Origin of the sequence: Pseudoalteromonas sp. APC 3694 (assembly GCF_030407565.1) — a bacterium.
Classification (GTDB): Bacteria; Pseudomonadota; Gammaproteobacteria; order Enterobacterales; family Alteromonadaceae; genus Pseudoalteromonas; species Pseudoalteromonas tetraodonis.
In genome coordinates, this window is record NZ_JASDDE010000023.1 from 1 (window position 1) to 25,074 (window position 25,074).

At 45.7% G+C, this 25,074-nt stretch carries 18 protein-coding genes and 2 pseudogenes; 7 read left to right on the forward strand and 13 right to left on the reverse strand.

What is annotated here, in order from left to right; genetic code table 11:
• Positions 1-387: 387 nt before the first annotated feature.
• Together pyrE and rph are read right to left on the reverse strand one after the other, a co-directional pair.
• Entirely contained in the window at positions 388-1,032 is a 645-nt protein-coding gene (gene pyrE / locus QMA00_RS09690; RefSeq protein WP_033103752.1) for an orotate phosphoribosyltransferase, read from the reverse strand.
• A 14-nt stretch (positions 1,033-1,046) separates the two neighbouring features.
• Positions 1,047-1,760 carry a ribonuclease PH gene (rph, locus tag QMA00_RS09695; RefSeq protein WP_004588248.1) on the reverse strand — a complete coding sequence of 238 codons (714 nt, stop codon included), beginning with the start codon at positions 1,758-1,760 and terminating at the stop codon, positions 1,047-1,049.
• A gap of 163 nt (positions 1,761-1,923) precedes the next feature.
• On the opposite strand from rph, the gene QMA00_RS09700 reads away from it, so the two are divergent.
• From QMA00_RS09700 to QMA00_RS09725, 7 genes and pseudogenes are all read left to right on the forward strand, one after another.
• Positions 1,924-2,784 (forward strand): YicC/YloC family endoribonuclease, encoded by an 861-nt coding sequence (locus tag QMA00_RS09700; RefSeq protein WP_024032427.1) that lies wholly within the window; start codon positions 1,924-1,926, stop codon positions 2,782-2,784.
• A gap of 351 nt (positions 2,785-3,135) precedes the next feature.
• Positions 3,136-4,392: a site-specific integrase gene (locus QMA00_RS09705; protein WP_001096646.1), complete on the forward strand. Its 1,257-nt coding sequence runs from the start codon at positions 3,136-3,138 to the stop codon at positions 4,390-4,392.
• Positions 4,393-4,402: 10 nt separating this feature from the next.
• The gene (locus QMA00_RS09710) at positions 4,403-4,732 is read left to right on the forward strand and encodes a hypothetical protein (RefSeq protein WP_254843688.1); all 330 of its coding nucleotides are present in this window, start codon (positions 4,403-4,405) and stop codon (positions 4,730-4,732) included.
• Positions 4,733-4,927: 195 nt separating this feature from the next.
• On the forward strand, positions 4,928-5,233 hold the full coding sequence (locus tag QMA00_RS09715; RefSeq protein ID WP_076922908.1) for a type II toxin-antitoxin system HigB family toxin: 306 nt from the start codon (positions 4,928-4,930) through the stop codon (positions 5,231-5,233).
• Positions 5,234-5,332: 99 nt separating this feature from the next.
• Positions 5,333-5,704 carry a transcriptional regulator gene (locus tag QMA00_RS09720; RefSeq protein WP_076922909.1) on the forward strand — a complete coding sequence of 124 codons (372 nt, stop codon included), beginning with the start codon at positions 5,333-5,335 and terminating at the stop codon, positions 5,702-5,704.
• Positions 5,705-5,729: 25 nt separating this feature from the next.
• Positions 5,730-6,026: pseudogene (locus QMA00_RS18945) on the forward strand (DNA helicase); the annotation flags it as partial.
• A 479-nt stretch (positions 6,027-6,505) separates the two neighbouring features.
• On the forward strand, positions 6,506-7,192 hold the full coding sequence (locus tag QMA00_RS09725) for a hypothetical protein (protein WP_076922910.1): 687 nt from the start codon (positions 6,506-6,508) through the stop codon (positions 7,190-7,192).
• Between the two features lie 125 nt (positions 7,193-7,317).
• Here the strand turns inward: QMA00_RS09725 and QMA00_RS09730 are convergent, their stop codons facing one another.
• From QMA00_RS09730 to QMA00_RS09785, 11 genes and pseudogenes are all read right to left on the reverse strand, one after another.
• A complete protein-coding gene (locus QMA00_RS09730; protein WP_076922911.1) occupies positions 7,318-7,779 on the reverse strand; it encodes a preprotein translocase subunit SecB in 462 nt (153 codons plus the stop codon).
• On the reverse strand, positions 7,772-8,299 hold the full coding sequence (locus tag QMA00_RS09735; protein ID WP_076922912.1) for a type II toxin-antitoxin system MqsA family antitoxin: 528 nt from the start codon (positions 8,297-8,299) through the stop codon (positions 7,772-7,774). Before QMA00_RS09735 ends, QMA00_RS09730 begins: the two co-directional genes overlap by 8 nt.
• 9 nt (positions 8,300-8,308) lie before the next feature.
• A complete protein-coding gene (locus QMA00_RS09740; RefSeq protein WP_199525344.1) occupies positions 8,309-8,632 on the reverse strand; it encodes a hypothetical protein in 324 nt (107 codons plus the stop codon).
• 300 nt (positions 8,633-8,932) lie between these two features.
• The gene (locus QMA00_RS09745; RefSeq protein ID WP_290156965.1) at positions 8,933-12,754 is read right to left on the reverse strand and encodes a helicase-related protein; all 3,822 of its coding nucleotides are present in this window, start codon (positions 12,752-12,754) and stop codon (positions 8,933-8,935) included.
• Positions 12,755-14,680, reverse strand: a complete 1,926-nt coding sequence (locus tag QMA00_RS09750) for a DUF262 domain-containing protein (protein ID WP_076922915.1) — start codon at positions 14,678-14,680, stop codon at positions 12,755-12,757.
• Between the two features lie 52 nt (positions 14,681-14,732).
• Positions 14,733-17,960, reverse strand: a complete 3,228-nt coding sequence (locus QMA00_RS09755; RefSeq protein WP_076922916.1) for a DUF1156 domain-containing protein — start codon at positions 17,958-17,960, stop codon at positions 14,733-14,735.
• Between the two features lie 9 nt (positions 17,961-17,969).
• Positions 17,970-18,557, reverse strand: a complete 588-nt coding sequence (locus QMA00_RS09760) for a hypothetical protein (RefSeq protein ID WP_076922917.1) — start codon at positions 18,555-18,557, stop codon at positions 17,970-17,972.
• Entirely contained in the window at positions 18,550-21,783 is a 3,234-nt protein-coding gene (locus QMA00_RS09765) for a DUF499 domain-containing protein (protein WP_076922918.1), read from the reverse strand. Before QMA00_RS09765 ends, QMA00_RS09760 begins: the two co-directional genes overlap by 8 nt.
• 17 nt (positions 21,784-21,800) lie before the next feature.
• Complete coding sequence (locus QMA00_RS09770) at positions 21,801-22,691, reverse strand: WYL domain-containing protein (protein WP_249930245.1); 891 nt, start codon at positions 22,689-22,691, stop codon at positions 21,801-21,803.
• Between the two features lie 217 nt (positions 22,692-22,908).
• Positions 22,909-24,654: pseudogene (locus QMA00_RS09775) on the reverse strand (DUF927 domain-containing protein).
• Positions 24,641-24,883: an AlpA family transcriptional regulator gene (locus tag QMA00_RS09785; protein WP_007146785.1), complete on the reverse strand. Its 243-nt coding sequence runs from the start codon at positions 24,881-24,883 to the stop codon at positions 24,641-24,643. The pseudogene QMA00_RS09775 and the gene QMA00_RS09785 overlap by 14 nt, the downstream one beginning before the upstream one ends.
• Positions 24,884-25,074 lie beyond the last annotated feature (191 nt).

Genomic DNA, 25,074 nt, shown 5'->3' on the forward strand with positions numbered 1-25,074 from the left:
ATCCGAAAACAGATCAACCCTTTTTTGAAGAAAACTTGAAATAAATGACTGTTCGCTGGATATTTGAACGATAGATACTAAAAATACAACATAACCATCAATTTATTAACAATAAACGCGTATTTAAGCGTTTAACTGTGAGGTAGCCTTTAAATGTGTGAAAGAATGATCATCATGATCACCAATAGGAGAGTAACCTCTGCAGATCTTATATCTTTAGCTTGATCCGATGGAACATTAATCTCTGTACTTATACGATCTGCTAATGCTCTTATGGCTATAGTTGGATTTAATCACTCGACTATGAGAATTAACTCGCTTTAACTATTCGTGCGAGTTCTGCTAAATTTTAAACAAAATAAAGCCCCGCTTTTGCGAGGCTCTTACTTATGCTACACCGTATTGATCTCGGTATGCTTTTACTGCCGCTAAATGCTCATCCATGGTTCCTTGATTTTCAAGGTAACTGATTAGATCAGCCAATTTAACAATAGAAGTTACTTGAGTATTAAAGTCACGCTCTACTTCTTGTATAGCTGAAAGCTCAGCTTTGCCTTTTTCTTGGCGATCAAGTGCTATTAGTACACCACTTAGGTCTGCGCCGTTATCGGCAATGATTTCCATTGATTCACGAATTGCAGTGCCTGCCGTGATCACATCATCAACTAGCATTATCTTACCTTTAAGATCCGAACCTACTAAGCTGCCACCTTCACCGTGTGCTTTTTTCTCTTTCCGGTTAAAGCAGTAAGGCACATCTTTGTTGTAATGATCAGCTAACGCAACTGCGGTAGTTGTTGCAATTGGAATACCTTTATAAGCGGGACCAAATAGTACATCATATTCAATTGCTGCATCTTCAAGTGCCGCTGCATAAAAGCGACCTAAGCGAGCAAGATCACGACCGGTATTAAACAAACCTGCATTAAAAAAGTATGGACTTGTACGGCCAGATTTTAAGGTAAATTCACCAAACTTTAATACCTGCTTTTCTAAAGCAAATTCAATAAACTCTTTTTGATATTCTTTCATCGCTGATTACCTATTTATGCTAGTGCTTGTTTTTGTACATCTATAATTTCACGGATTGAATGTTTAGCCAGTGTAAGTAGCTCATCTAATTCGTCGAACGAGAATGGTTCGCCCTCTGCGGTACCTTGTACTTCAATAATTTTACCTGTTTCAGTTAAAATTACGTTCATATCGGTTTCGGCTTCAGAATCTTCAAGGTACTCTAAATCACTAATTGGTTGGCCTTTATAAATACCTACCGAAATAGCAGCAATCATGTGCTTAAGCGGGTTTGAGTTGATCATTCCTTTAGCGCGCATGTGAGTAAGTGCATCAACTAAAGCAACGCATGCACCACTGATAGATGCAGTGCGTGTTCCGCCATCAGCTTGAATCACATCACAGTCAATTGTAATGGTGTTTTCGCCAAGCGCTTTTAAATCTACTGCAGCTCTTAATGCGCGAGCAATTAAGCGTTGAATTTCCATAGTACGACCGCCTTGTTTACCACGTGCTGCTTCACGAGCATTACGCGTATGCGTTGAGCGCGGTAGCATACCGTATTCAGCGTTGATCCAACCTTTACCTTGGCCTTTCATAAAACGTGGTACACCTGCTTCAACCGTAGCAGTACAAAGTACTTTGGTATTACCAAACTCAACAAGTACTGAGCCTTCAGCGTGTAATGTGTAATTACGTGTAAATGATACCGGTCTAATTTGGTTAGGTGTTCTTTCGCTTGGACGCATTGACGATCCCCTTAATTCTGAATTTGCGACATTATAAGTGCATGTGCAGGTAGATGCCATGCTGATTGTAAAATATTCAGCGTAATAAATTTTCTCTAGAGGTTAAGCAGTGTTACGGTATAATCATCGCAATATTGTATTAATAAATTTTAGGAACTTATCCATGATCCACAGTATGACTGCTTATGCGCGTCGCGAAATTAAAGGCGATTGGGGCACTGGCACCTGGGAAATTCGTTCAGTAAACCAGCGCTACCTTGAAACGTTTATTCGCGCACCAGAGCAATTTCGTGGCATGGAGCCGGTAATTCGTGAGCGTTTACGTAAAAATTTGCAACGCGGTAAAGTTGAAGTATTTTTAAAGTTTGTTGCAAATCCAGCACACGTGGGTGAGCTATCAATTAATGAGTCACTTGCTGAGCAACTAATAAATAGTGCTAAATGGGTGCAGCAACAAAGCAGTGGCGACATTAATCCTGTTGATATACTGCGCTGGCCTGGCGTAATGGAAGCACAGGAGCTCGATTTAGATACCGTTAATAAAGCACTTATAGCGGGCTTTGACCAAGTAGTTGAAGATTTTAAATCAGCTCGTGGCGATGAAGGCGCAAATTTAGAAGAAATGATTGCCACTCGCCTTGATGCCATACTTGAGCAAGTTACTGTAGTAGAAAGTCACTTACCAGAAATAGCAAAGTGGCAGCGTGAAAAGCTTAATCAAAAGCTTGAAGACTTAAAAACCGACATTGACGAATCTCGCCTTGAACAAGAGCTTATTTACCTTGCGCAAAAGCAAGATGTCGCCGAAGAACTCGACCGCTTAAAATCGCACGTAAAAGAAACTAAAAAAATTCTTAATAAAGGTGGCGCATGTGGCCGCCGTTTAGATTTTATGATGCAGGAGTTTAACCGCGAAGCAAACACCCTAGCCTCTAAGTCTATTAATAGCGATATTACTAATGCAGCTGTAGAGCTAAAAGTGCTTATTGAGCAGATGAGAGAGCAGATCCAAAACATCGAATAGTTTTTTCACCCGTCCAAGAATGTCTTAGAAGCCCTGTTATTTGCTTGTAAATACAGGGCTTTTTTATTTTTCCCGTCCAAATCGGTTTGCAGATGTCCGTTACCAGTTGCTGTTTAAGTGGTGGGCAAAATGGTGGGCAAGACCTGTTTTTTTGACTCAATAAGCAAAAAGTCAAGGTATCTGGTGAGCAGATTTTTGCATCTATCTCACCACCGCCTTATGCCATCTCCACTTATCGTGCTGCTTGCAGGTTGTTCAATCACTCAACTATCGAACCAATCGATAAACAAACAGTGGTGGGCAATGGTGAGCAAATTTTAACGATTTCTTAGGAATATAGAGTAACAAACGATGGCAAAACTAACCGCAACTCAGGTGCAGTCTTATGCTCGCGCCGCAACAGCAAACAAAAAATACAGTGATGGTAACGGCTTATATTTTTGCGTAAGAAAATCTGGCATGCCGTATTGGATGCTAAGGTATACCAGCCTAAACGGACGACGAGAAGCCACGCTCGGCCAATACCCAAGTATGACCTTAGCAGAGGCTCGACTTGAATCGTCTAAAATGCAGCTACAACTTCAGCAAGGTGAAGACCCATTAGCAATCCGTGCTATTGAAACCATCCCTGAGATTCAAAATGTCAGTCAGCTGTTTCAAGACTGGTATGCCAAAGACTTAAGTCGCCGATTAAAGCACCCAAATATACCCAAACGTGTTTTTACCAAAGAAATTGCACCAGTGATTGGTCAACTTCCTATCCAAGCTGTGCGTCCAACACATGTACGCGAAGTATTAGAGCGCATTCGAGAAAGTAACCGCCCTACCATTGCCAACGATACCTTGATGTATATGAAGCAGCTGTTTCGGCATGCGATAAAGCTAGACTTAACGCTGAACAACCCAGCCGCAGCATTTACCGTAGACGATGCCGGTGGCGTGGAGTCCAGTAAAGACAGAATGCTCAGCAAAGAGGAAATTCACTACGCCTTTAGCGTGTTTCATACCCATATCAATAGCTTTGGCCGCGATAACTACCTCGCTTGCTGCCTGTTTTTGGCGCTGGGCGTGCGCAAAAGCGAACTGTGCGAAGCCATGTGGCGTGAAATAGACTTAACCACGGGCGTATGGGACCTACCCAAGGAACGTAGTAAAACTGGCGTGCCGATCAGCATTCCCTTACCGCGCCAAGCAATTGCTTGGTTTAACGAGTTGCAAATCCGCGCTTGTGGCTCGCCTTATGTTTTCCCAGCCAGACGAGCAAGCCATCGCCCACATATGGGGCCAGATACACTCAACCGTGCCATATCTAAACTCTTTGGTCGCGAGCCTGGGCGCAAAAAGCAGCCTCCCAATAAAATGGGTAAACTTGAACACTTCACCATACACGATTTACGCCGTACCTTTCGCAGCCTTGCCGCCTCTTTAGGCATTGCAGGCAACGTGGCCGAACGCTGTCTTAACCATAAGCTAAAAGGCGTTGAGGGTATCTACGACCGCCACGATTACTTTGAAGAGCGCCGTATTGCCCATCAAACCGTGGCTGATGTAGTTGAACCACTGGTGAACTTTGAGCCACATTCGCAACAGCACGCAGGAGGGCGTTAACATGCCATTTATGATGCGATTCGCTCCCATTACCTTTCCAATAGCCATGCTGGCAGGCCTTGGCTGGTGTATTGGCATTGCCCTACTCGAACAGCCTTATGGTATAGGCTACGCACTTACTCGGTATTGCCTGATGGTATTCTTGGTACTCGCTCCTTGGCTGACGTTAAAACTCACGTTCTACGTGATTGTCAGCCTAGGACGCAAACTGGGGCTCATACCGCCTGCACGCCCAACGCATAGCCTAGGTTATGAAGAATCACTCTATTGGTTCAGAGTATTAGCCTTTTTCGATGGCAAACGCAGCCGCATGCCGAAAAAGCCCATCAGGCGAAACTAGGCAGCCCCCATTTACTCACTTACCGTGGGCATTTGGGACAATGGGGCAACACTTGATACCACAAGCTTTAGAAGGTGAATTAGAGGAAATTAAACTGCCCCAAGGAATGGGGCAATCGGGGATGCGGTAAGAACTCCTAACCGCATCAAAAATGCCAAACTTGCAAAAGTCCCAATATGGGACTAACATCTGTTTATGAGAATTATCGCACTATCAACCTTAAAAACATTTTGGGAAGACAGCCCAGAATACATTGACGCGAAAGAGCCAACTTTAGCGTGGTATAGGCATGCATTAAACGCTGATTGGGGATCACCGTCGGATGTGAAACAGGACTTTAGAAATGCCAGCATCCTCAAAGATGGGCGTGTCGTGTTTAACATTGCCGGTAATAAATACCGATTAGTCGTTTGGATCAATTATGCCTACAAGGTGGTTTACATACGGTTTATCGGCAGTCATGCACAATACGAAAAATTCGTCGGGAACGAATTTTCATGAGCAACGCGAGCCCGAAGGGTAAGGCTCATGGACGAGCCGAATAAAAAATTGATGTGCAAACGATTTAAAGCCAAGAGGTAGTAACAAGAGGTAAATATAATGGACATCAGACCTATTAAAACAGATGCCGACTACCGCGCGGCATTAAACGACATCGAAAACCTAATGATGGCGGAGCCAGATACCATTGAAGGCGAAAAGCTGGACATTTTGGTTACGTTAGTTGAAGCCTACGAAGCAAAACTTTTTCCAATGGATTTGCCAGACCCTGTTGAGGCAATAAAGTTTGAGATGGAGCGCAAAGGCTTAACGGTTAAAGATCTTGAACCCATGATAGGTAAAAGCAATCGTGTTTATGAAATCCTAAACCATAAGCGATCACTCACGCTAAAAATGATTTGGAAGCTTCATGAAGGACTAGGTATTCCAGCAGAGTCGCTGATCAAGCCACCGCAAGTTCGCGCTTCATAGCGCTGCGAATCAAAATTAGTTTGTTATGAATGACGCTCGCTACTCAAACATTTCTGCTATTGATAACAGGCTAGCTGAGCTTGAAAACGAAAAGCAGCGGCTTCTCGCATTAAGAGAGGCTTTGCGTAGCGCTCAAAACGAACGTTCAGTACAGACATTCACGCCAGAACAAAAGGTCGCCCTATTCAGACAACGATTTCGTGGACGAGAGGATATCTTTGCCAATCGTTGGCAAAATCAACAGGGCCGCAGTGGCTATTCCGTAGCCTGTGATAATGAATGGGTAAACGGGGTTTGCAACAAACCCCGCATTAAATGCCAAGCCAAAATAAACAGCAGCACTTCATTAAACACTTCCCCATGCCTTTATACCCATACGCCAAAACCACTATCCGTTTGGCTTTTGGATCGAAACGCCAAACAGGGAAATTTGCCCATTTACTGTTTGGCTTCTCGATTGAAATCCAACGCTGCTAAGCCTTGCCGGTACTGGATAAAAGCAAGGTTTGGCACTTTTTGTACCCTAAACCAACCTCGGCATTAAAGTACAAACCGTTTGATTTTTTAAACCCAGAATACAAACGATCGTTTGGCTTCTCGATTTTTTTGCACTTGGCGAACACAGCCAAACAGCGCCGTATTGGACTATGTATATCAAACAGTTAGCCGCGCACAGGTCATCATAAAAAACCGATTTGACTGGTTAGTTTGATGGCCATTTCTTTCATCTAATTCACCACCGCGTCTGCACCCGACCACTGAAAATAGACGGCATGAAAAACCAACAAGGTGATAAGTGACGTGTTATGGGCAAGTGCTAACGATTGGGATAGAGAATGGATACAGCAGGTGGTCGCTTTATTGGTTAGGCATGGCGCGTTTACCCTCTACCCAGCATTAAGCCAGTGCGATAATGCGGCCGAACGCTTAACCCGCTGGTTGACCTATCAGTTACCACGCGTTAAACAAGCGCACCCAAGCTGCCCGATTCACCAATGGCTAAATAGCATTGGCGCACAAGTGATCGTAGAAAAATGGCAGAGCCCCGAGCAATGGCCAAACCTATATTGGCTACCTTTACCTGAGGTTGATGGCAACGCGCAAGGCGGGTTGGCTCTATTACCAGCACATTTGTTACCGACATATAGGGATGGCACGAGCCAAACCAACACATTACAAGCAAACACACCGGCCAACGCCTGTATTTTTTGGTGCATTACGCCTTTATCTAAAACAGGAAAACGCACTACCCTGCACCCCACACAGCAAAACCGCGCTTTTTGCCTGCCCAGTTCGCCGGAGCAAATGGGTAAGTCATGTACGGGGTTATTACTGAGAGGTTTAAGAAAAGAAAGCCAAAAACGAAACGGCAACGTGATCAGTCACCAGATCAACCTAGCGCTGCTGCACCACCTTTGTGGGCCAGAGAATGATGTGTGGTTGGAAGCTAATTTTGGTGCCGTAACTGATTACGGTAGCAAAAATTAGAAGTCTTAAAAACGAGTAACCCCTCGCGGGGCGCTGATCTAACGGGTAGCGGGAGGGGTGTTGTTGATGCGATTTTAATATCAAAAGCGCCAAATAGCTCGATATTTTTTGATGTCGATTTTTAGTTACTGTTTGCTAAATTGCACAGTTGGTAAAACAACTCTTGGCAAGCGCAGTCGTTCACATTGAGTACTCAAGAACTCGCGCCAATAAGGCCAAACATGGTAGCTAGCATTTTTCAGTGCAAATTCATCAATCGCTGCCTGCTCTAGTTCTGCTGTGACTTGATATTCAGCAATAAAGTCAGCTTCAACAAAAGCTTTTATATCAGGATCACTATCTGCTTTAGGATCAACCCAACGAGTCCCCAAACGGATATAAATGCGTACCAGATGGCCATCGCCATCAATATCGATCAATTCACTTCGAAGAACAACATGCATTTGTTGCACTAACAACGCTTCAAGTTCCGTGGATTTTGGGTCAAAGTCTTCAACACACTTAGCTTGGCACGATTTAACGTATACATCCTGTATCACTAAAGCATCAATAGCCTGCTGTAACGATTTTGATACTTTTTTAACCATAACACGCCTCTAGTTCGAGTTCGTGTGATGCAACAATTCTCGTCTTTCGAGCAGTCGATGAGAAATCCACTACAGCTACATTTTTCCAGCTTGTCTGGATATTACGCTCAACACCCGCATTCAACATTAACTTATCTAAAGCAGCTGGCACTTCCGCCGCTAAACGGAGCAGTTTATCCATTGCGTCTGATTGCATCACATCGTCTGATTCGTACTTGGAAAAAGCAACAGGGCCACCACCAAACACTTTTGCAGCATCAGCCTGTTTTAAGCCCCAGCGTTTACGCAAGACCTGGAGTTCATTACCCGTTAACAAGCCTTGCACCTGCTTTTTAAAAGCAATCATTGCACGCTTGTTAAAGCGAGCTTCAGCAGTACCAGTCTGTTCACTGCCACAGCAATCACACACTGCATACTGGCTTTCAATTTGACCTTGTTGACCTAAATGCTCAACTGTAATCCTCTCAGTATGGAGAGTTAATTGGCCCATCTCACAAATTGGACAAGTTTGAATATTCATCACATATCCTCAGCGCGATAAATGACAAGAAACCAGTAATAACAACTTACCTGTCTTGCCTATCGCAAATTTCACATAGTATTCGTAGCGCATTTCTTTATGCGCATACTCCACCCATTCATTTCTAAACAGCCGATAACTATCACATGCAGCCCAAGAAATAGACTTATCAGTTTGACCAACTATGCACCATTCTGATTTTAGGTAACTTCCTGAACTCAGAGCGGTACAAACTAGCTGTTTAACATCATCAATATCGTATCCCATTGACTGAACATCTTTTCTACAACGTTCAGTCAATAGCTTAGTGTTGTCACCAGCGGTTGCGAGCAATGCCCTAATCAACTCTGATGTATAAAGAGGCCCGTCTGCGATATAGATTCTGTCACTCCCTGCTTTACAAGGAGGCTGATCGTCAGTATAGGCGCTTAAATTTATCGCATTATTTACCATAATGGTAATTTAATCCAGTTAAAGTTAAATATTTCTTTCCGGTATGTATCGACGCCCTTGCACAAATCAATACGTAACTTGGTACCGCCATTAATATCCGCACCAGCCAAAACCCAGTGTTGTGCATGCTCTAAAAACACGTAGACGATTTTTATATTCCACTAATATGTCTTATGGGTGCTAATTAACCTCTCCTGGATTTTTTTGAATTCCATCAATGATCGCACTGGCTGTTTGTCTGCGAGCACCACCTTTACTCCCATCAACTCTTCTCGCAAGAGACTCTAGTGCCGTATTCACGATAAGCACCGGTGTATCAATATGCCCGTCGCCTTGTCTTGGGAACGTTGCATCGATGATGCCTGCAGAAAGTGGGGTCTCCATACTTCTTGGGACATTCCTGATTCTTACGGCCGTATCTCGTTTACTGAATTGTTCTTCCAATGCTCGAAGCATGACCGTAGCGTTGTCATCGAGCTTGCTGGTTTTGAGTTTGGAAGACATCAATGAACGAACAACCTGATTGTTCAATAGCACCTGAGCCTTTGCTTGAAGCAAGTTGTTCCTCTCTACATTTGCGATTTTGCTTTGGTTTCGGTGGGTGTCTTTAGCGAACTTATCTATCTGCGATTGAGCGCGTTGGATGCTAGTTTGGTCCTCGCAACTCTTCGCTTCAGCGGCAGCGAGAGTTTGTTTCACAGAGGTTGCCAGTTGCATTCGGTTGTTATGATCTACATACGCAACAGCTGCACATTCAATGTTACCTTGTTTTACGTGGATAACTTGGCAGACAGGCTCTTCAATTTGCTCCAATACGAAATTAAGCAACCGTTCAAAAACGGGCTCACCGTAGGTAGCGAAATAAACATGCGTGCCATCTGGTAGGCCAGTATCAAATAAAGACCTGTCGATAGTTAATACCGAACCATCAACGATCGATTCAATGCCATTTAAGGTGAGGTATTTTCCACAATCACTCAGCTTGCAGCCAATCTCTGCCAGGAATACTGACTCAATTAGGGTTTGCCAAATTTCAGTTAAATAAACCGGCAGAGGCTGTTTGCGGTATGTTTGGCTGAGCCTTACATACACATTAAACATTTCCTCCACAGGGACTTCCATAAGCTTATTATTAGCCTGTTGGATTTTGGCTCGGTCCATTGCAGCCTGTTCTACCTGTTTTTCGGTCATCGTCCCTTCGGCCAATTTCTGGAACTCTTCCGTAGTAACAGGGAGCATCGAGAATTGCTGTGTTCCCACCACAAGATTTGCGCTAGCCAAACGATTCAACAAGCGCTCATAGACAAATTGCTCTGCAGAGTCAGCAAAACATAGATTGAGAACAAAAATTTCTTTGTGAGTTTGCCCGATACGGTCAATACGACCAATACGCTGTTCAACCTTCATTGGGTTCCATGGCAAATCATAGTTAACCAGTAGATCAGAGGTTTGTAAGTTAAGACCTTCAGCGGCAGCGTCGGTACAGAGCAAAATATCGATATGGCCTTGAACAAATCGATGTTTGATCACGTCACGTTCTACACCCACCATTTGATTCTTATTTGGGTCGTAGTAATGCCCACCTTCACCTGAATAGGTTCCTATGAGTAGTTCGGGGAATTTGGCTTGTAGTCGCTCTCGGATATCATGAAGGGTGTCGAGAAAGCGGGTAAAAATTACGGCTTGCTTAATGCGCTTGCCCTCGATGCGGGGCTTGAGTGCGGTCAGTAACGCTCTAAACTTATTTGAGTCCTCATAGATATCAGCCAACTCACCTAGCAGTGAGTCGAGCATATCGCGTTCCCACCTTAGATCATCTTTGGTCCTGTTGTTGAGAAGCATTTCAACAGCGTCAATGTCATCGTCGCCACCGTCAATGAGTAACTCCTGAAGCTCCTCATTATCGGTAGGATCTGTACTGTATTTCAGCTGCTCAATGAGCGTTGCTTCAACCTTTGTTTTACGACGCGAAAGTGTCAGCTGTAACGCTTTAAGGCTGGATGCAAATCGTAGGCGCAAGAAGCTCAAATAGAAGCCTAGTGCCACCTGACCTGGCTCATTGAGCCCACTAGCCAGAAGCTGTTCTCTCAATCCTTCGCAATATTCACCGAGCAGGCCATCTACGCGAGCCTCTTTCTTGGTAAAGGTTATTCGTGGTGTTGGAATAACGGTTCTATCGGCTAGGTTTGCGCTGAGCTTGCCTTTCTGTCGATAAATTTTGAGCAAATCACGCGTATGGCGCTGCATCACTCGTGACAGTGGTGCTGCCGCAAATAATAGTCTCGCTAAGGCGGCGAGCTCATGTTGCATTGGGATCGTGCCACGATTTAACCATTGCTCCAGCGAGATCTTCGACATAGGATCAATGACTACGTCGTTGAGATATCGCCAGAGTTTCGGGTCCAGGTTTTCTATTGTGGTGACGGACTTACGAATAAAGTCCCATTCTTCCTGCTTTAGCTTTTCTCCAGAGGCAACGGCATTAACAAGGCGATAGTAAGCCAGCATCAAGGACGGGTCGTATTGAAATGCGCCAACGCGATTGGTTAGACGAATCAAGTCGCTCACTTCCACAGGGTCAAGCTGCATGGGTGTTGCAGTTGCTAAAAGCAAGGAGTGAGTGTTGCCACGCATGTGATCAGCAATAGTCTGATACAGCTGATTAAAACGAGGAAAGCCTCTCGTTCCACGTTGAGAGTTTTGCCGACGGGCATAGTGAGCCTCATCCACCAAGGCCATATCGAATTTATCCGCTTGATCCAGCAATCGGCGTCTTTCCTTTCTCGCCATCAAACCTGTCGATACGATCGTTAGATTTGGGCTATATAGACTGCCGATAGACTTTTTCTCTTCAAGAGGAAATATTGATTCACTTTGCGGTGACGGAGATGCTGTGACTCGGTCAAACCCAAGATAAAATTTAGTCGCCATTTCGCGTTGCCACTGCCGTGTCAAACTGGCTGGGGCTGCGATAAGGATTCTTTCTGCACGCTTGCTTAAGTACAGTGAGCGGAATACCAGGCCTGCTTCAATGGTTTTACCCAATCCAACCTCGTCACACATCAGGTGCGATGCTGGAAAGTTTTCGATGATTCGTCGAGCAACCACTTCTTGATGGGGCCAAGGCTCAACTGGCGCTGTATACATGCCAACGTACTCACCATTAGGCATCAAAGGTGCGTATTTTAATGCGGTAAAACGTAACGCATCCTTGCTGGAAATCTTAGGTTGCTCAAGCTCTGCGGGCTGGTTGTCGATCTCTACTGGAACCGTGATGCTTTCAGAAAAACGCAGTAGCTTTTCACGCACAGCCGAAGGCAGGTCTTTAACTAAAAAAGCAGGATGGGTGTTATTCCACATTGCATCAAATGATTGCGCGGCGTCCGCAATTTTCGCACGTTCTTTTTTACCTTCCCAAGAGCAATCAACGTCGACATTCTCTGCATTACGCTTCAGCGCTGTTTCTGATTCGTTCCACGAACCACTGGCATAGAGGGTTTCGCCTTCATCATCGTAAGCCAGCGCCCATTTTTCATGCACGTAGCCATCTTCACTGGAATCCAGGCTGATCGCTTCACCGGTCTGGGCATGCTTCCTTAAGGCAACTTTTATCTCCAAGTGGCCATGGGCAACCATCCAAGAAAGTAACTCCACACCACGCTCAGCTTCTTCCGGCCATTGTTCTTTGCCGGTAAGTTCTTGATCAAGATGCGATTCAAGAATGGTGTGCTGGCCATTGATAATGGCTTGCACATCTTTAGGTGTCATATCGACGCCAGCAATCAGGCGCATTTTGCCATCGCGATTAACAAAAGAGGTCATGCCTCGACTGGCAAGAGCAAGCGACGATGAACGGAAGAAACCAGCTACCCGATCATAGCGAACAATACGTTGCAACAATGGCACATAAAATTCCCGCAGAATATCTACGGCAGGCTCTCCCGGCGCTCTCACCTGAGATGTTTTATAACTGTACTCCCAGGAAAAGTCCTTTAATGGCATTTATTCGCAGTCCTCATTATTTTTTACCTCATGGTCAAAACGATATTGACTGCTGAGCAGGTTAACCATCATTTGATTTCTTTGGGCAATATCACCTTTTTGCCACTGTTCTATTGTTGAAAGTGACACATCTTTGCCATTCGATTCAAAACTTAGGTTGTTCAAATACAAACCATTTTTGTAGCCAATATCGATTTTGTGGCCCGCAGCGGTGATTTCTGTTTTCGATTGTTTTCTGTCAAAACTTTGATTCGATAGGCGGGAGTTGTAACCACTTAATGTAAGGTTGCCCAGGCAATGAACGCTCTCATCTTGGATCTCTTTTGCTAAGCTGTTATCTCCACCTGCAATCATATCTACCCAATGAGCTGGAATGTTCTCACCTTGAGGGAATATGTGCTCTACAGTCCAAATATATTGCCCTTTGTTGTTTCTGGCCCAGAAGTCCGGCTTGTATTCGCGACTATGAGCCCGCTCATCCAGTTTTACTAATACATAGCGAGCCATCTGTTTGTTGTAATAGAACAAATTGTCACTCAATGCTGATTCGAATGATTCAAGTGAAGCTGGCTCTCCACGGCCTTTGCAGTAGACGCTAATAACAAAGTCGGGATCGATAGTTTGTTCTGCTTTTATTCTTGATTCACAGGCCTCAATAACATCAATTTGTAACTGATCAAGGTCTCGCGTGCTGGGGGTGTCGGTGATATTTCTTCGCACAAGATATTTCTGCAAAAAATGCACAACACTAAGTAAGGTGTCAGCACTAGCGAAGTGCTTTTCATCCAGAGTCATCAAGTACATCAGCAGGGTATTCGAAGGGACTGCGCCGATCCGGTTAAGGTCTACGAGAGCCAAACCTAGCGGGGTACTCTCATCTGGCTGAGTAATTGTTCCGTAGACTTTAGCTTTTGATACTAATTCATCGAAAATAAACTTGGCATTGCTTTCAATGATTTTCTCGTAAATAGCAATCAGAGTTGATGAAGTGGCTTTAGCAGTAAAAGACGGTTGGCCAATTTTCTCTCTATGCTTAAAGGCGTTATAGAACTGTCTTAAAAAACGATCCTCAACATCTTCAATGTCTTCCAGCATTTCTTGCCAAAGCTCATATGCGTCATCGATTGAAACGTCGTGTTGACGTTCCATTTCAGCCAGCATTTTGTTTTTGATGATGTCAACGGCTGTTAAAGGCACTCCTCGGTTGTTAAGGGTTTCAAAAAGTCGAAAGGCGTTAGCGTGAGAGTTGACAGAAATATGAACCAATTGCAGTTGGTTGATTTTGTCGGCCAAAAGCATTAATGCATCTATTGAATTTGGCAAACGATCTAAAAAATAGCGATAAGCTTTAGCCATTAGCCTGTTACCAAAATGGCTTGGGCACTTTACGGTTTCGACTAAAACACCAGAGGTTGAAAGTATGTACAAGTAGTCATCTAGATTATGATTTTGACTGGATGGTTGAACTCGCAATAATACAACACGTTTACCTGATTTAATTGCACCGCGTTGATCCGAGACGTCAGCTTTAACTTTTCTGATGAGTTGCAACCCAATACCTCGGCGTTTGGCCTTTATCTCATCAAGGTCATCTTCATCAAGATCATCATCATTTTCTGCTGTGTCTAGACAGAGGCTTAATTTTTGGTACAAGGCAGCAATCAACAAAGAGAGAGTAGTCATACGCTGTTGACCGTCGACTAATTCAAATACAAGGTCGTGCCCGGGTCTGCGTTGACTATTTTCGTCAATACAAATAATTGAACCAATGAAATGTCCAGCTTCATTTTCATCAATATCATCAAATAGCTGAGTCCAATTATTCTGTCGCCAACTATAGGCTCGCTGATATTTAGGCACATGGTAGTGTTCGTTGCCATTATCAGACTGAATGATCTTTGAAAATGTTTGTTCAGACGCTTGCATGTAGAGTTCCATGTTATGTTAACTGCGGCCTAACAATGTTAGGCCTCTCGGTTTACTGTCTTAAGCCAAACAGTAGTGCTCGGGCTTCGTTACGTGCTTCTGGCGTTTCGGCTTCCTCTCCCCAAACCTCAAGTAAGTCGAGAATGATGTTGTCATTGCCTTCACGCTGTTCATCTAAATAGGCGCGTGCTACCGGCACATCACCTTCGCGGAACTTCAGTAACAAGCCATGCAGAACATCCCAATCTGATTGTGGTTTAGCAACCCGGCGAGCACTGCGCTCTTGTGGTTTAGCCAAGCGCAGCTTGGAGCCTTTCTTCACTAATGGTGCGGCGTAGCCTTTGTCCTCGGCAGCTTGACCTGCAACGGCAGTACGACCGCTGATCTCGGTGTTAATACCCACCATGCGACCTTCAATGCCGTAACCCCCGGTACGGGTTTCGAGGCTAATATTAAGCGAGCGCGACAGGTTTAATATTTCGGTAAAGGAAGCCTCATTGTGGCCCCAAATACCGTACATGGTGAGTGCCATGGCGGTTTCAGTATCCAAATCGTCAACGGAGATGTTGCCATCCGTGATCACCTTTATTTGGTGTTCGGCGACGACTCGGCTGGCTTCGTTCATGGCGCGAATCGGTGATACCTCTTCATCGCCATCCATTACCGGCCAGTTTTCACTTAATACCTGCAGGGCACGACCGTAACAGGCAATCATCTGGTCAACGGCGTTGAGTTTTAGTGGTCTGAATTCATCAAGGCCTGCTTCTACGGCAGAGCGAATTTGGTGTTGTATACCGGTGCCGCCTAAGCCAGACCAAAAAGCAGCTTGTGTTTGTACTTCTTGGCGTTTTCGGCAGGTGATAAATATCGAGCTTGCTGCGGAAGCTAAATTTAGCTGATGAGTTGAATAGCCAAATTCGGATTCCACAGGGAATGATGCGGTTATCACCCAGCCAGCCTCAATTAAAGACCTAGTTAATGTCTCCCAGGCGTCTTGCGCTTTATGGGTGAACATCAGAGTCATTACGCCATTATCTTTTACAACTCTGCGACTTTCTTCAAATATTTCCTGCATTAACCTTTGATATTCGGCCTTGGCATTTTTCGCGGAACCATCTCTCGATGGGTTGGCGACAGCTTCATCTCTTTTGTTGGTTAATCGGATTGAAAAGACATCAGGATATAGGTCTTTTAAAGTTCGCTTTTGCCAAACGTAATAGAAATCCGATAACTCCGCATACTGAACGTTGTCATAGTACGGAGGATCCATGCACACCAAATCAATAGATTTATCTTCAACCCCTTCTATATGAGCTGCGGTGCCATTGATAATTTGCAGCGGGATATTTTCACCGTAGACTTTGTTGACACCAGCTAATAGCTCACTTAATTCTCTGTAAGCTTTGGCGGCCTGAATTTGTCCCCATTTCGGGCCAGAATAGGGGCCGGTATAAACCATTTCTCCATACGTCCATTTTAACGAGTAGTCGTGTCGGCCGAAGGTCCCTGATACAACCCCTCTTTGTGTGATCCAACGAGTTTGCTTACTGTTGTAATCCACTATTTTATCTATACCAAACTGAAGGTAGGTGATAATAGCTTTAGCTTTTTCTAGACCATACCTTTCTATTATTGCTGGTTTTAAAGTACTAATTGTATCCATTAGGACCAAATGGCCTAATAATTGTCGACTATTAAACAAGTCGCACCAGCGTTCCATTCCGTAGTTTGGTGGGCGCATGTCATTGCCCTTAGGGAATTTTTCTGTAGGAATAAGTCCCTTATCATCAAAGTAGTCCCACTTACTTTCTAAATAAGATTTAGCCTTTTTGAATGATTCAATATCACTGATATTAGGTGCTCTAAAATAACGGATTTTCTCCGTTTTAATTTCGCCCTTTTTATCCCCTGTTGTGAAATACTGAGGAAATTTGTTTTTATCCAATTTAGGTTGAAAGCGAGTTGCTACAACTGAGTAAATTTGATCTTCCCATTTGCCGTGAGGGCTTTCCCCTCTTGCTTGAGACTTAATTTCGTCTGCTTCAATAGCCTGCTTACAATGAATACATTGTCCAATGCCGCGTTTTACTGTTCCTGGTTCAGGGTCTTCTCCATTCGGACCCTTGCCATTTTTACACTGGTAGGTTTCGAATTGGTATGTGGCATTTACACCTTCACCTGAAGAGATCGGTTTTACGCCCCATGCATCAGATGCCTCTTTTGATAGCCAGCAGGTATTAAGCAAAGGTGTTTTGGCAAGACAGCTTGGGCAGGTTACTTCACGACAATAGAGCAAACCTTGATGGTCGTATTCTTTAGCATTGAATTGATCAAAGAGCTCCGGGCAGTTTTCGAGATGAGCCTTTAGTCGCTTTTGTTCATATTCTGGGATTGGAGAGAATGGGTAGAACCCATCCATTCTCGATTCAACCTCATCGACTAGTTTTTTACCCCAATGCTCGATATCCGCATGTAAATCCATGCCGTATCTTGCGGGAAAATCCAGAGTAGCTTTTAAAATCGTGGTAGCTACCGGGTTTAGCTCATTAGCTATGACTTTGTGGCCAAGCCGTAACGCTTCAAATGGAATGGAACCGCCGCCCGAGGTGGGGTCAAGTACAGTGAAGTCGCTTGGTGTCGGTAGATGGTCGTTTTGGTATGCCCTTGAGTAGCCGTATAAATCAGGGTCTTCCCATTTCAGCGCCTTGCCGAGTGCTTGCTTAACAAGGTCGGATTTAGCAAATTCTAATCGAGCAGATATGTGTGCTGCGTCTGCGGGAATTCTTTTTACGGTATAAGTTTCACCTGCATGAATTTGGGGCAATGGCCCAGACTCGTGTTTCCACCTTTTTACAATCTCACTGTTGGCTAGTTCAGGATCAAAGGTCTCTAGGGTGTTAATGGTGACCAAGTTATTTTGTCTTCTAGCTACTTCTTTCTCGTAAAGTCGTATCACAGCGGCATCCACTTCTAGAGTTTCTGAGCCAGATTGATCTTGTAGCTTTTCGAGAAGTTTTCCAGTTAGTGTCCAATACTGGTCGCCAAGTTGAATTACCCTCTTCTCAATGCCGAGGTCTTGAACAAATTGGTCGATATCTGTTCCGTCAGGTAAAAGAGAGCCTGCGATAGCCGCTCTACTAGGGGTCAGAGGGCGGCGCGCCCACCAAACATGTAAGTAGTATATTGGCGGCAGCATATTACTTGCACCGCGCTCCCTAGCGGTTTCGGCACCTACCTGGTGGCAAGGAAAACCTGCCTCAATCAGTCGTCTATCAGTCATGATGCTTGATTACCTTAATTTGTTTAGCTGGCGAGTAATGCCAGCATCATTATTTGTTGTGCCACATAGCATGGTGCGCAGCCCAGCAACTGCCCAGCGGTTGGCATCGGCACCATAATGGGTAGTGCGGCCTAGCCAATAGGCCGCTTCTTCGCGGCTAAATCGTTGTACTCGTCGGGCGAGCAGTTCAAGACGGTCAGGGTTGTGAAGGCGGGACTGCAATTTCACTATTAAGGCAATTTTTGCCCCGGCTTCATCATCTAAAGGCAGGTTATCTCGCAGCTTGAACCCTTCCTGGCTGATAAAGCGTTGCAGGTCTAAAGGCACGCCACCATCATCAACTACTTGCTCCAAAATAGGCTTGAGCCGCGGCGAAAGTATTTTTAAATTTTCACCATATAAGGTGCCACGATCACGCAGGCTGCCGAGCTTTTTACCGCTCTCGGAGGTTTCTTTTTCAACGCGTTCTTTGATCACCAAAACCGTACCGGTGTGATCAGCAAGCTCAGTAAAGCGCAAGACAAAAGGCGCTGTGCGCCAGCGGTTTTTTAAGGTCTTGTCGAAGAGCTCTTGTAACGTCAGTTTCTTTTTAGTCATCAGCTTGTTTTACCAAATCTAAAAATGCACAGTCTTCAGGTGCATTTTGAATGTCTATCATTGCCTGACTGTCGTCGCCTACTGTTGTTAAATCGGCGAGTACCTCAAACAATTCGCTTAATGCCTTCATGTCTTTGCTGGTGGCGTTGATTAGGTCAAGATTTAACTTGCCACCGCCTGGTAGATGTAAATAAGCCAGGCGCAAAGTATCGGGCTCGGTTGTTGCTCCTCGGCTGTATAGGGAGCTGATCTTATTGAGCTGTTTATGCAGCGCTATAGCAAGTCCATGGCCTTGTTTTGTGTAGCGGGTATCTTCCGGTTGTACCCAGCCTTTCTCTGCTGCCGTTGCAGGCGTAACGAGCATGTCGTCTTCCTGCGTTTGATGGAACATGGCAGAAGAGCCATAGATTAGGTTCGGGTTGTCTTCATCGCTTGGTTCACGTACTTCGTAGGTATACACGCGACCGGTTTGGACGACGTTATCTACCGCTTGCAATACAGTGCTGTTTTGCACGCTGCCATGCTTTTCTTGAACCTTTGCGATGACTTCTTTGACCTTGGTACAAGGTTCTTCGGTCATCACTTGTTCAACCCATTGAGTAACTTGCTCTACTGCAGGTTCGGCTTCTGGGTTCCAGCCACGCTGTTTGGCGCCTTGCTCAGAAACCAACTTCCAGCCTTTTTCGGACAAGTTAACGTCTAGTGGAATACCACCGGTTTCGCGGCTGTGGAAGTGTTCTGGTTTGGTGGATTCGCTCGATTCCATGCGATACAGGCACCATTGGCCTTTCTCTACACCGCTACGAATGATTTGTTCTAGTACGCGTTGATTATCCAAGATTGGCCAGCGACGGTTTTGATTAAACTGGTTACGAATTTGCTCCAACGATGGGGTTTGGCTAATACTGCCAAAGATGAGTTGGCCGAGCTGTAGCAGCATGGATTGTGTTGCGGCTGCTTCAGCGGTGATCAATTCACCTTCTTCTGTTAGGACGCGGCGAATCTCTTCGTCAACAGACATGCCTCCCTCACCACCGGCCTGTTTAATACTTTTCTGAGCAACTTGACCCGAAGCACCTGGGAATAAAATGGTGTCATAAGCCTGTGCAACCGAGGTTTGCAGCGCCATTTCTCGTTCTTTAAGCTTGGCGGTGAAACCACTGTCTTGCAGCTTGGCCGCTGACATGCCGTAATCTTCTGGTTTGCTCTGTAGGCGACGCATGGCGATAACGGTGCGTGCGACATCATTTAAACGGTCTTTGCGGTACTGAGATTTTTTGACTCGATCTTCGCTCCAGGTGTCGCCAGCGACTTGAACGGTTTCTGGCACCAGCATGAATACGTTGTTTTGCTCTAAGCGAGGCTGACCATTACCAGCTGTAGTGGTCATATCTGTTGGATCGACTTTGTTTGCATCCAGGCGAACGATGGCTAATACAGGGCGACCAGTTTTATCTGGGACGTGCTCGGGTGCAGAAACATCTTGAGCCACTTGGAAAGTTGGGCTGTTGTGGCTGACCACTTTACGTGCCACGACCGTGAGCTGCTCTTCAACATCATCGGGTTGGAGGCCTTGTTTAATCGTAGAAACGATACGTGCTTCGGTAGGGTCAGTATGCGCGTAGAAACGACCGTCTTTTGCACGCAAGTAATAGGCTTCGTTTGAAATAGCTTTTAATGCCGCTTCAACCTGTGATGGCGGGATATTAGGCATCGCTACTTCAAGCAATGCATCCGCAAATGTAATGCCGAAGACATTGGAAGATAGACCTTCGCCACGGCCGATAAGGCTGTGCAGGAATACGGTTTTCCAGGTCCACTCGTAAAGTGGTAAACCTTGCGGGTGAGGATTGTTGCGATCGAGGTTTTGCGCAACAGATACGCCCATTTCTAGATTACTTGAGTCTGCGCCACCCACATCGGCATTGAGAACGGTTAATAGGTCATTCGCGCCGGTACGACCGATAAGCTCGTCTGCTAAGTCTGGGTTTGCCATGTTTAGATGGCTGGTATGTACCAAAGGAATTTCCATGCGCTTTTGCCAAATAGTGCGAATGGCCATGGCCAACACGCGCAAGACTCCTCGCGTGCCTTGGAAGCTTTCAGCAGAGGCAAGCTTGTTAGTCAGGTAGGCGATAAAGCTTGGGTGGAATGGGTAGTTCGCAACGATCGATTTGCTGTAATCGTCGCGGGTAGCTGTGTCTGGTAACTGCGAGCCACTGCGCTTGTACATTTCCATGTAAGCTGCGGCAGTCGTTGAGGCGTCGGCATCGTTAATTTTAGTGAACAAGCGGCGCGCCAATACCCGAGAAATTTCTGTGGGTCGAACAGGTACTGTGGTGGTTGCATCACGCTTTACTACACTCATAATGCTTTGGCTTGCTCGTTGAGCCAGCGCGGCCGCTTCTTCTTCATCTACATCGCGGCCTAGTGTTGAAGATAGAACACCTTGCAGCATGCCGGTTTGACCTTGGAATGCATCACTTTGGCTGGCAAGGGTAAGCACAACACTGACGCCACTGTGAGTACGGGCATATCCGAGAAGGGCCATTAAAAAGGCACTAATCTGTTCGCCCCCGCCAGTATGAGCGGCTTCATAACGAGTTGCATATTGTGCGAGCTCGTCGAGCATGATCAATACTTTACGGCCTTCGAACATGCGCTCTAAAAAGTATTGGCCAGGGAACGCTGCTGAAGTCACTTCTTTAATGTTGTCGTTGTAGAAGCTTTCGCCGCCAAGCTTAAGTGCCATTTCTCCCCAGAGGGTATAGGCCAATACTTTTTCACCGCTGGGTGCGATTACCGGCATTTCATCACAAGCAACGGCAACAACATCAACGCTACCAGCAGGCTGCAGAACTTCAGCTTCAACTACATCTGCAGCGGCCGAGGCAATGTCACTTCCGCGATGGCTGAGGTGAGTTAGCGCGATCAAGGTGTGAGTTTTACCACCACCGAATGCTGTTTCTAATCGGTGTATGGCTGGCTTGCTGTTATCACCATTAAGGCGACCCATTACATCACGAACTACGCGGCGTAAACCTTCGGTTGGAAAGGTTGCTTCCTTGAAAAACGCTTCAGCATCGGTATAAATGGAATCAATTGCACTGCCTTTTCCTGAATATGCAGAAGCAACCTGACTGATTGACGCTGTGAAAATTTCTGGATTGAATGAACCTTGAATAATATCCTGACGTGGTTCACATGTATGAATGATTGACTGCATATTTACTTCCATCAAATTTAGTCTTGTAATTCTTGATAACCGGGAGCTATGGCTAAATTTTCAACACCATAAAGCGTTTGAGTATTTTTAAGCCATAACTGAAATTCTGGTCCCATTAAAGTGTGCTTTTTTGAGCAATCGACGTTCCAGCGTCTTAATACGTATCCAGCAACCGCTGCTCGTATTTGAACTCTAAGCACACCTTCTATCATGGCGTATTCTGCTTCAATTGTTTCAGGGTGCTTAAGGTTTGGATGTGGCACGATGTGCATTTCAACCATGCGATTCCATTGAATATCCTCTTCTTTAGTCTCCCTAGTTTCTATAGGAGAACTTAAAAGCTTTGGCTTCTCTATGCGGTTTAAAACGAAATCTTTGAACTGTTTTCTTTTCCGATCAAAAGCTCTTACATGCCAACGAAGGCCGTTATCTACAAGCGCAAAAGGGACGATATCGCGTTGACTCAAGCCGCTAGAAAGCGAGCGATAATAAATGTTAAGAGCTTTGCTTTGATGGATTGCTTTAGTCACTTTGGCCAATACATCCAAATTCGGAAAATTAAGTTGAGTAGGGGTTTCAGAGGAAACTAAAGGTGTATTAACTGAGACATGATCATCACCCAGTCCGTAGCACAATGCAGCCAGTGTTTGACTCGCTTGATGATTGAATAAAGGATTGAAAGTATCAGCCTCAATATACGCCTTAGCTTTTGTGTCGTAGATTAGATTTTTAGGTGCCAACTCTTTATATAAAGAAATATCTCGAGTTGCGGCGGCGGCTTTAATACCAAACCTGTTAACCAGATCATTTCTGTTGACGGTGCCTAAAAAACGTAGTTTGAAATCTATATGAAATAGTCTTTCTTGCTGCGCTTGGCTAATATCATCTAATAATTTGCTTTTAATCAAGGGTTAAGAACCTTTGTTATATAAAAAGTGGCCTGAACAATTGCTACCAGTTAATCACAGAAATCGCTTTTATCTCATTCTGCCAACAGAAAAATGTCTCTGTAAAATACAACTCAAATTTATTATGGATAATAATACAGATAGCAATTGGGTGTCAATTATACTCCATGTCATAATCAAAAAGATTATGACATTAACGATTTCATGGTCAAGTTAATTAATCATCCAAGATACTGCCTTTAACACAATACATGCGTGGGCGGGTGTTGTCGGGCAGGCTGACTTTGCGCTGTGGTCGGTTGCCATCGGGGATTAGGTAGCCTGCGGCCATCAGTGCTTTGGCGGCGCGATCTGGGCTGAGGCCTTCGGTGGCTTCACGCCAGCCGGTTGGGTAAAACAGGTAGAGGGTTTGTGGGCCGCTGGTATCTATCCAACCCGCGCGTTGGCGTACTTGGCTGCTGTAACCGGTTTGTTTGGGCGTAAAGCGGCTTTCGCCATGTTGCTCAATAAAACTGCGCACCTGGCGAATGGCTTGTTGATCTTCATTGGCGGCTACACCACCGCGGGCAAGTATCCATTGGTTAAGCTGGCTTAAACAGGCAGCTTCGACACTTTGAGCTGGCCAATCAAGTACTTTGGCTTGAATGGCTAACAGGCCAGCGCTGGCCAGTAAGGCAAATTTTTCGGCGACTCGGCGCACTTGGCCGTCTGACTCGGGAGGTAAACTGGCTAAAAAGCGTTGGCGTACGTTTTGGAAAACGGGGCACACCTGCGTGCTGTGCTGCGTTAAATACCGTAACCAATCCAAGGCCAAGCTGCCGTAATGTTGGCGACTTTGTTGTTTTAGGTGATCGGATAAATCGGCGGCGTTCATGCCATGGCTCTGGTTAAACACGCCCATTTGCGCTCCGGCATCGGCACTGAGATCAATCACGCGCACTTGCTGCCCTGCTTTTACACGCTTGCCGATACTTGCCAGATGGCTTTCGAGCGTGACTTCGCCAGTGGATAAAAACACCAAACGCCAACGGGCGGGTAAGCGCATTTCACCGTATTTGCCTGCTCGTGTTTTACCCTGACCATTGGCAAGCATATAAGCGACATCGCCCGCCTCTTTTGGGTCAACTTCGCCCATTTCATCGAGCGCCAACAAGGCATCGTTATGCGCTAATGCTGTACCTTCTAAACCGTTAGCCGTGGCACGCCAACTGTGGCGCAGCTGATTAGGCTCGCCCCACACCGATAATGCCGGATACAGCGCCGCAGTTTTACCAGTACTGCTGGCACCGAAGAGGTGTAAACCAAAACCATCCACCCCGCACAAATGCAACAAAGGGGCAGCCAGTGCAGCGCAGACACCAACGATTAATAGCGGGTTATCCAGACAATAACGGCCAACGTGCTGCCGCCAACTGTCGCTACTGCCTTGTTGAATAAAGCCTTCTATCGGGTGCATGGTTTGCAGCACCATACGCGGGTTGTTGCTGCTGTGTTCACAGGGGTAAAAGGTGAGGCGCGGATGCACATAAGCGTGGTGATGCCAGCCAATGCAGTTCACGCTAATGGCCTTTTGCGTGGCCAGTTCGCCCATTTGTTGAATAAACAGCGAGAGCAACTGCCGCGCTTTGACACTGTTACTAAGCCGCATGCCTCGGCTGAGTAGGATTCGGCGGTACTCGCTCCCATCTCCGGCCAATAGTTCTGCGGGCATGGCCCAATAGCGATGGCGATTGTCATCGTCTAACCAGTGCAATAAATAGCCGTAGTTGTCTCCTTGCGGATCGCGGGTGCGGGCGGCCACTTGCAACCAAGAGCAGATTTTAACAGGGCTATCTTACCCTGCTGGTTGCATCACCAGCCAGTTTTGCGCGTTATAGGCAAAACCAGCCGGTAATGTTGGCGCGTTGCTATGCATCTCACTGGCAGGTAACGGGTTTGATGCTGATGCTTTATCCACGGCCATAAGCAGCACCGATACGGCGGGTTTCAATCCACTGGTCGATATCGCTTTCTAACCAGCCCACGGCACGCGCACCAATACGAATGGATCGCGGAAATTCACCGTTGGCCATCAGGGCATAAATGGTGCTGCGGCCAAAGCCTGTTTTGGCCTTTACCTCGGGCAAGCGCAAAATCCGCTGCTGACGCGCTGGGTGTGTTGATGTGGTGGATGATTGTGTAGTTGGGTTCATCGTTTGCTTCCTCACTGATCTGTTAAGTTCAGTTAGGAGTTTGCCAGTACTAAACGGACGCAGTAGGCAGATAAATGCCCAGATCGTGCAGCTTTCTGAGGGTACAAGTAGCTACTTGCTCCAGTTTGTAGATAGTGCCCAAAACAATAAATGCTCTGTGGGCAGAGTTAGTGCGTGGCTAAGTGGCGTGA

Coding starts and splice junctions, on each gene's coding strand:
- QMA00_RS09735 (WP_076922912.1), bottom strand. CDS start 8,299: ATGAATATTCAAACTTGTCCAATTTGTGAGATGGGCCAATTAACTCTC.
- QMA00_RS09705 (WP_001096646.1), top strand. CDS start 3,136: ATGGCAAAACTAACCGCAACTCAGGTGCAGTCTTATGCTCGCGCCGCA.
- QMA00_RS09760 (WP_076922917.1), bottom strand. CDS start 18,557: ATGACTAAAAAGAAACTGACGTTACAAGAGCTCTTCGACAAGACCTTA.
- QMA00_RS09710 (WP_254843688.1), top strand. CDS start 4,403: ATGATGCGATTCGCTCCCATTACCTTTCCAATAGCCATGCTGGCAGGC.
- QMA00_RS09745 (WP_290156965.1), bottom strand. CDS start 12,754: ATGCCATTAAAGGACTTTTCCTGGGAGTACAGTTATAAAACATCTCAG.
- QMA00_RS09755 (WP_076922916.1), bottom strand. CDS start 17,960: ATGACTGATAGACGACTGATTGAGGCAGGTTTTCCTTGCCACCAGGTA.
- QMA00_RS09720 (WP_076922909.1), top strand. CDS start 5,333: ATGGACATCAGACCTATTAAAACAGATGCCGACTACCGCGCGGCATTA.
- rph (WP_004588248.1), bottom strand. CDS start 1,760: ATGCGTCCAAGCGAAAGAACACCTAACCAAATTAGACCGGTATCATTT.
- pyrE (WP_033103752.1), bottom strand. CDS start 1,032: ATGAAAGAATATCAAAAAGAGTTTATTGAATTTGCTTTAGAAAAGCAG.
- QMA00_RS09765 (WP_076922918.1), bottom strand. CDS start 21,783: ATGCAGTCAATCATTCATACATGTGAACCACGTCAGGATATTATTCAA.
- QMA00_RS09730 (WP_076922911.1), bottom strand. CDS start 7,779: ATGGTTAAAAAAGTATCAAAATCGTTACAGCAGGCTATTGATGCTTTA.
- QMA00_RS09715 (WP_076922908.1), top strand. CDS start 4,928: ATGAGAATTATCGCACTATCAACCTTAAAAACATTTTGGGAAGACAGC.
- QMA00_RS09700 (WP_024032427.1), top strand. CDS start 1,924: ATGATCCACAGTATGACTGCTTATGCGCGTCGCGAAATTAAAGGCGAT.
- QMA00_RS09785 (WP_007146785.1), bottom strand. CDS start 24,883: ATGAACCCAACTACACAATCATCCACCACATCAACACACCCAGCGCGT.
- QMA00_RS09750 (WP_076922915.1), bottom strand. CDS start 14,680: ATGCAAGCGTCTGAACAAACATTTTCAAAGATCATTCAGTCTGATAAT.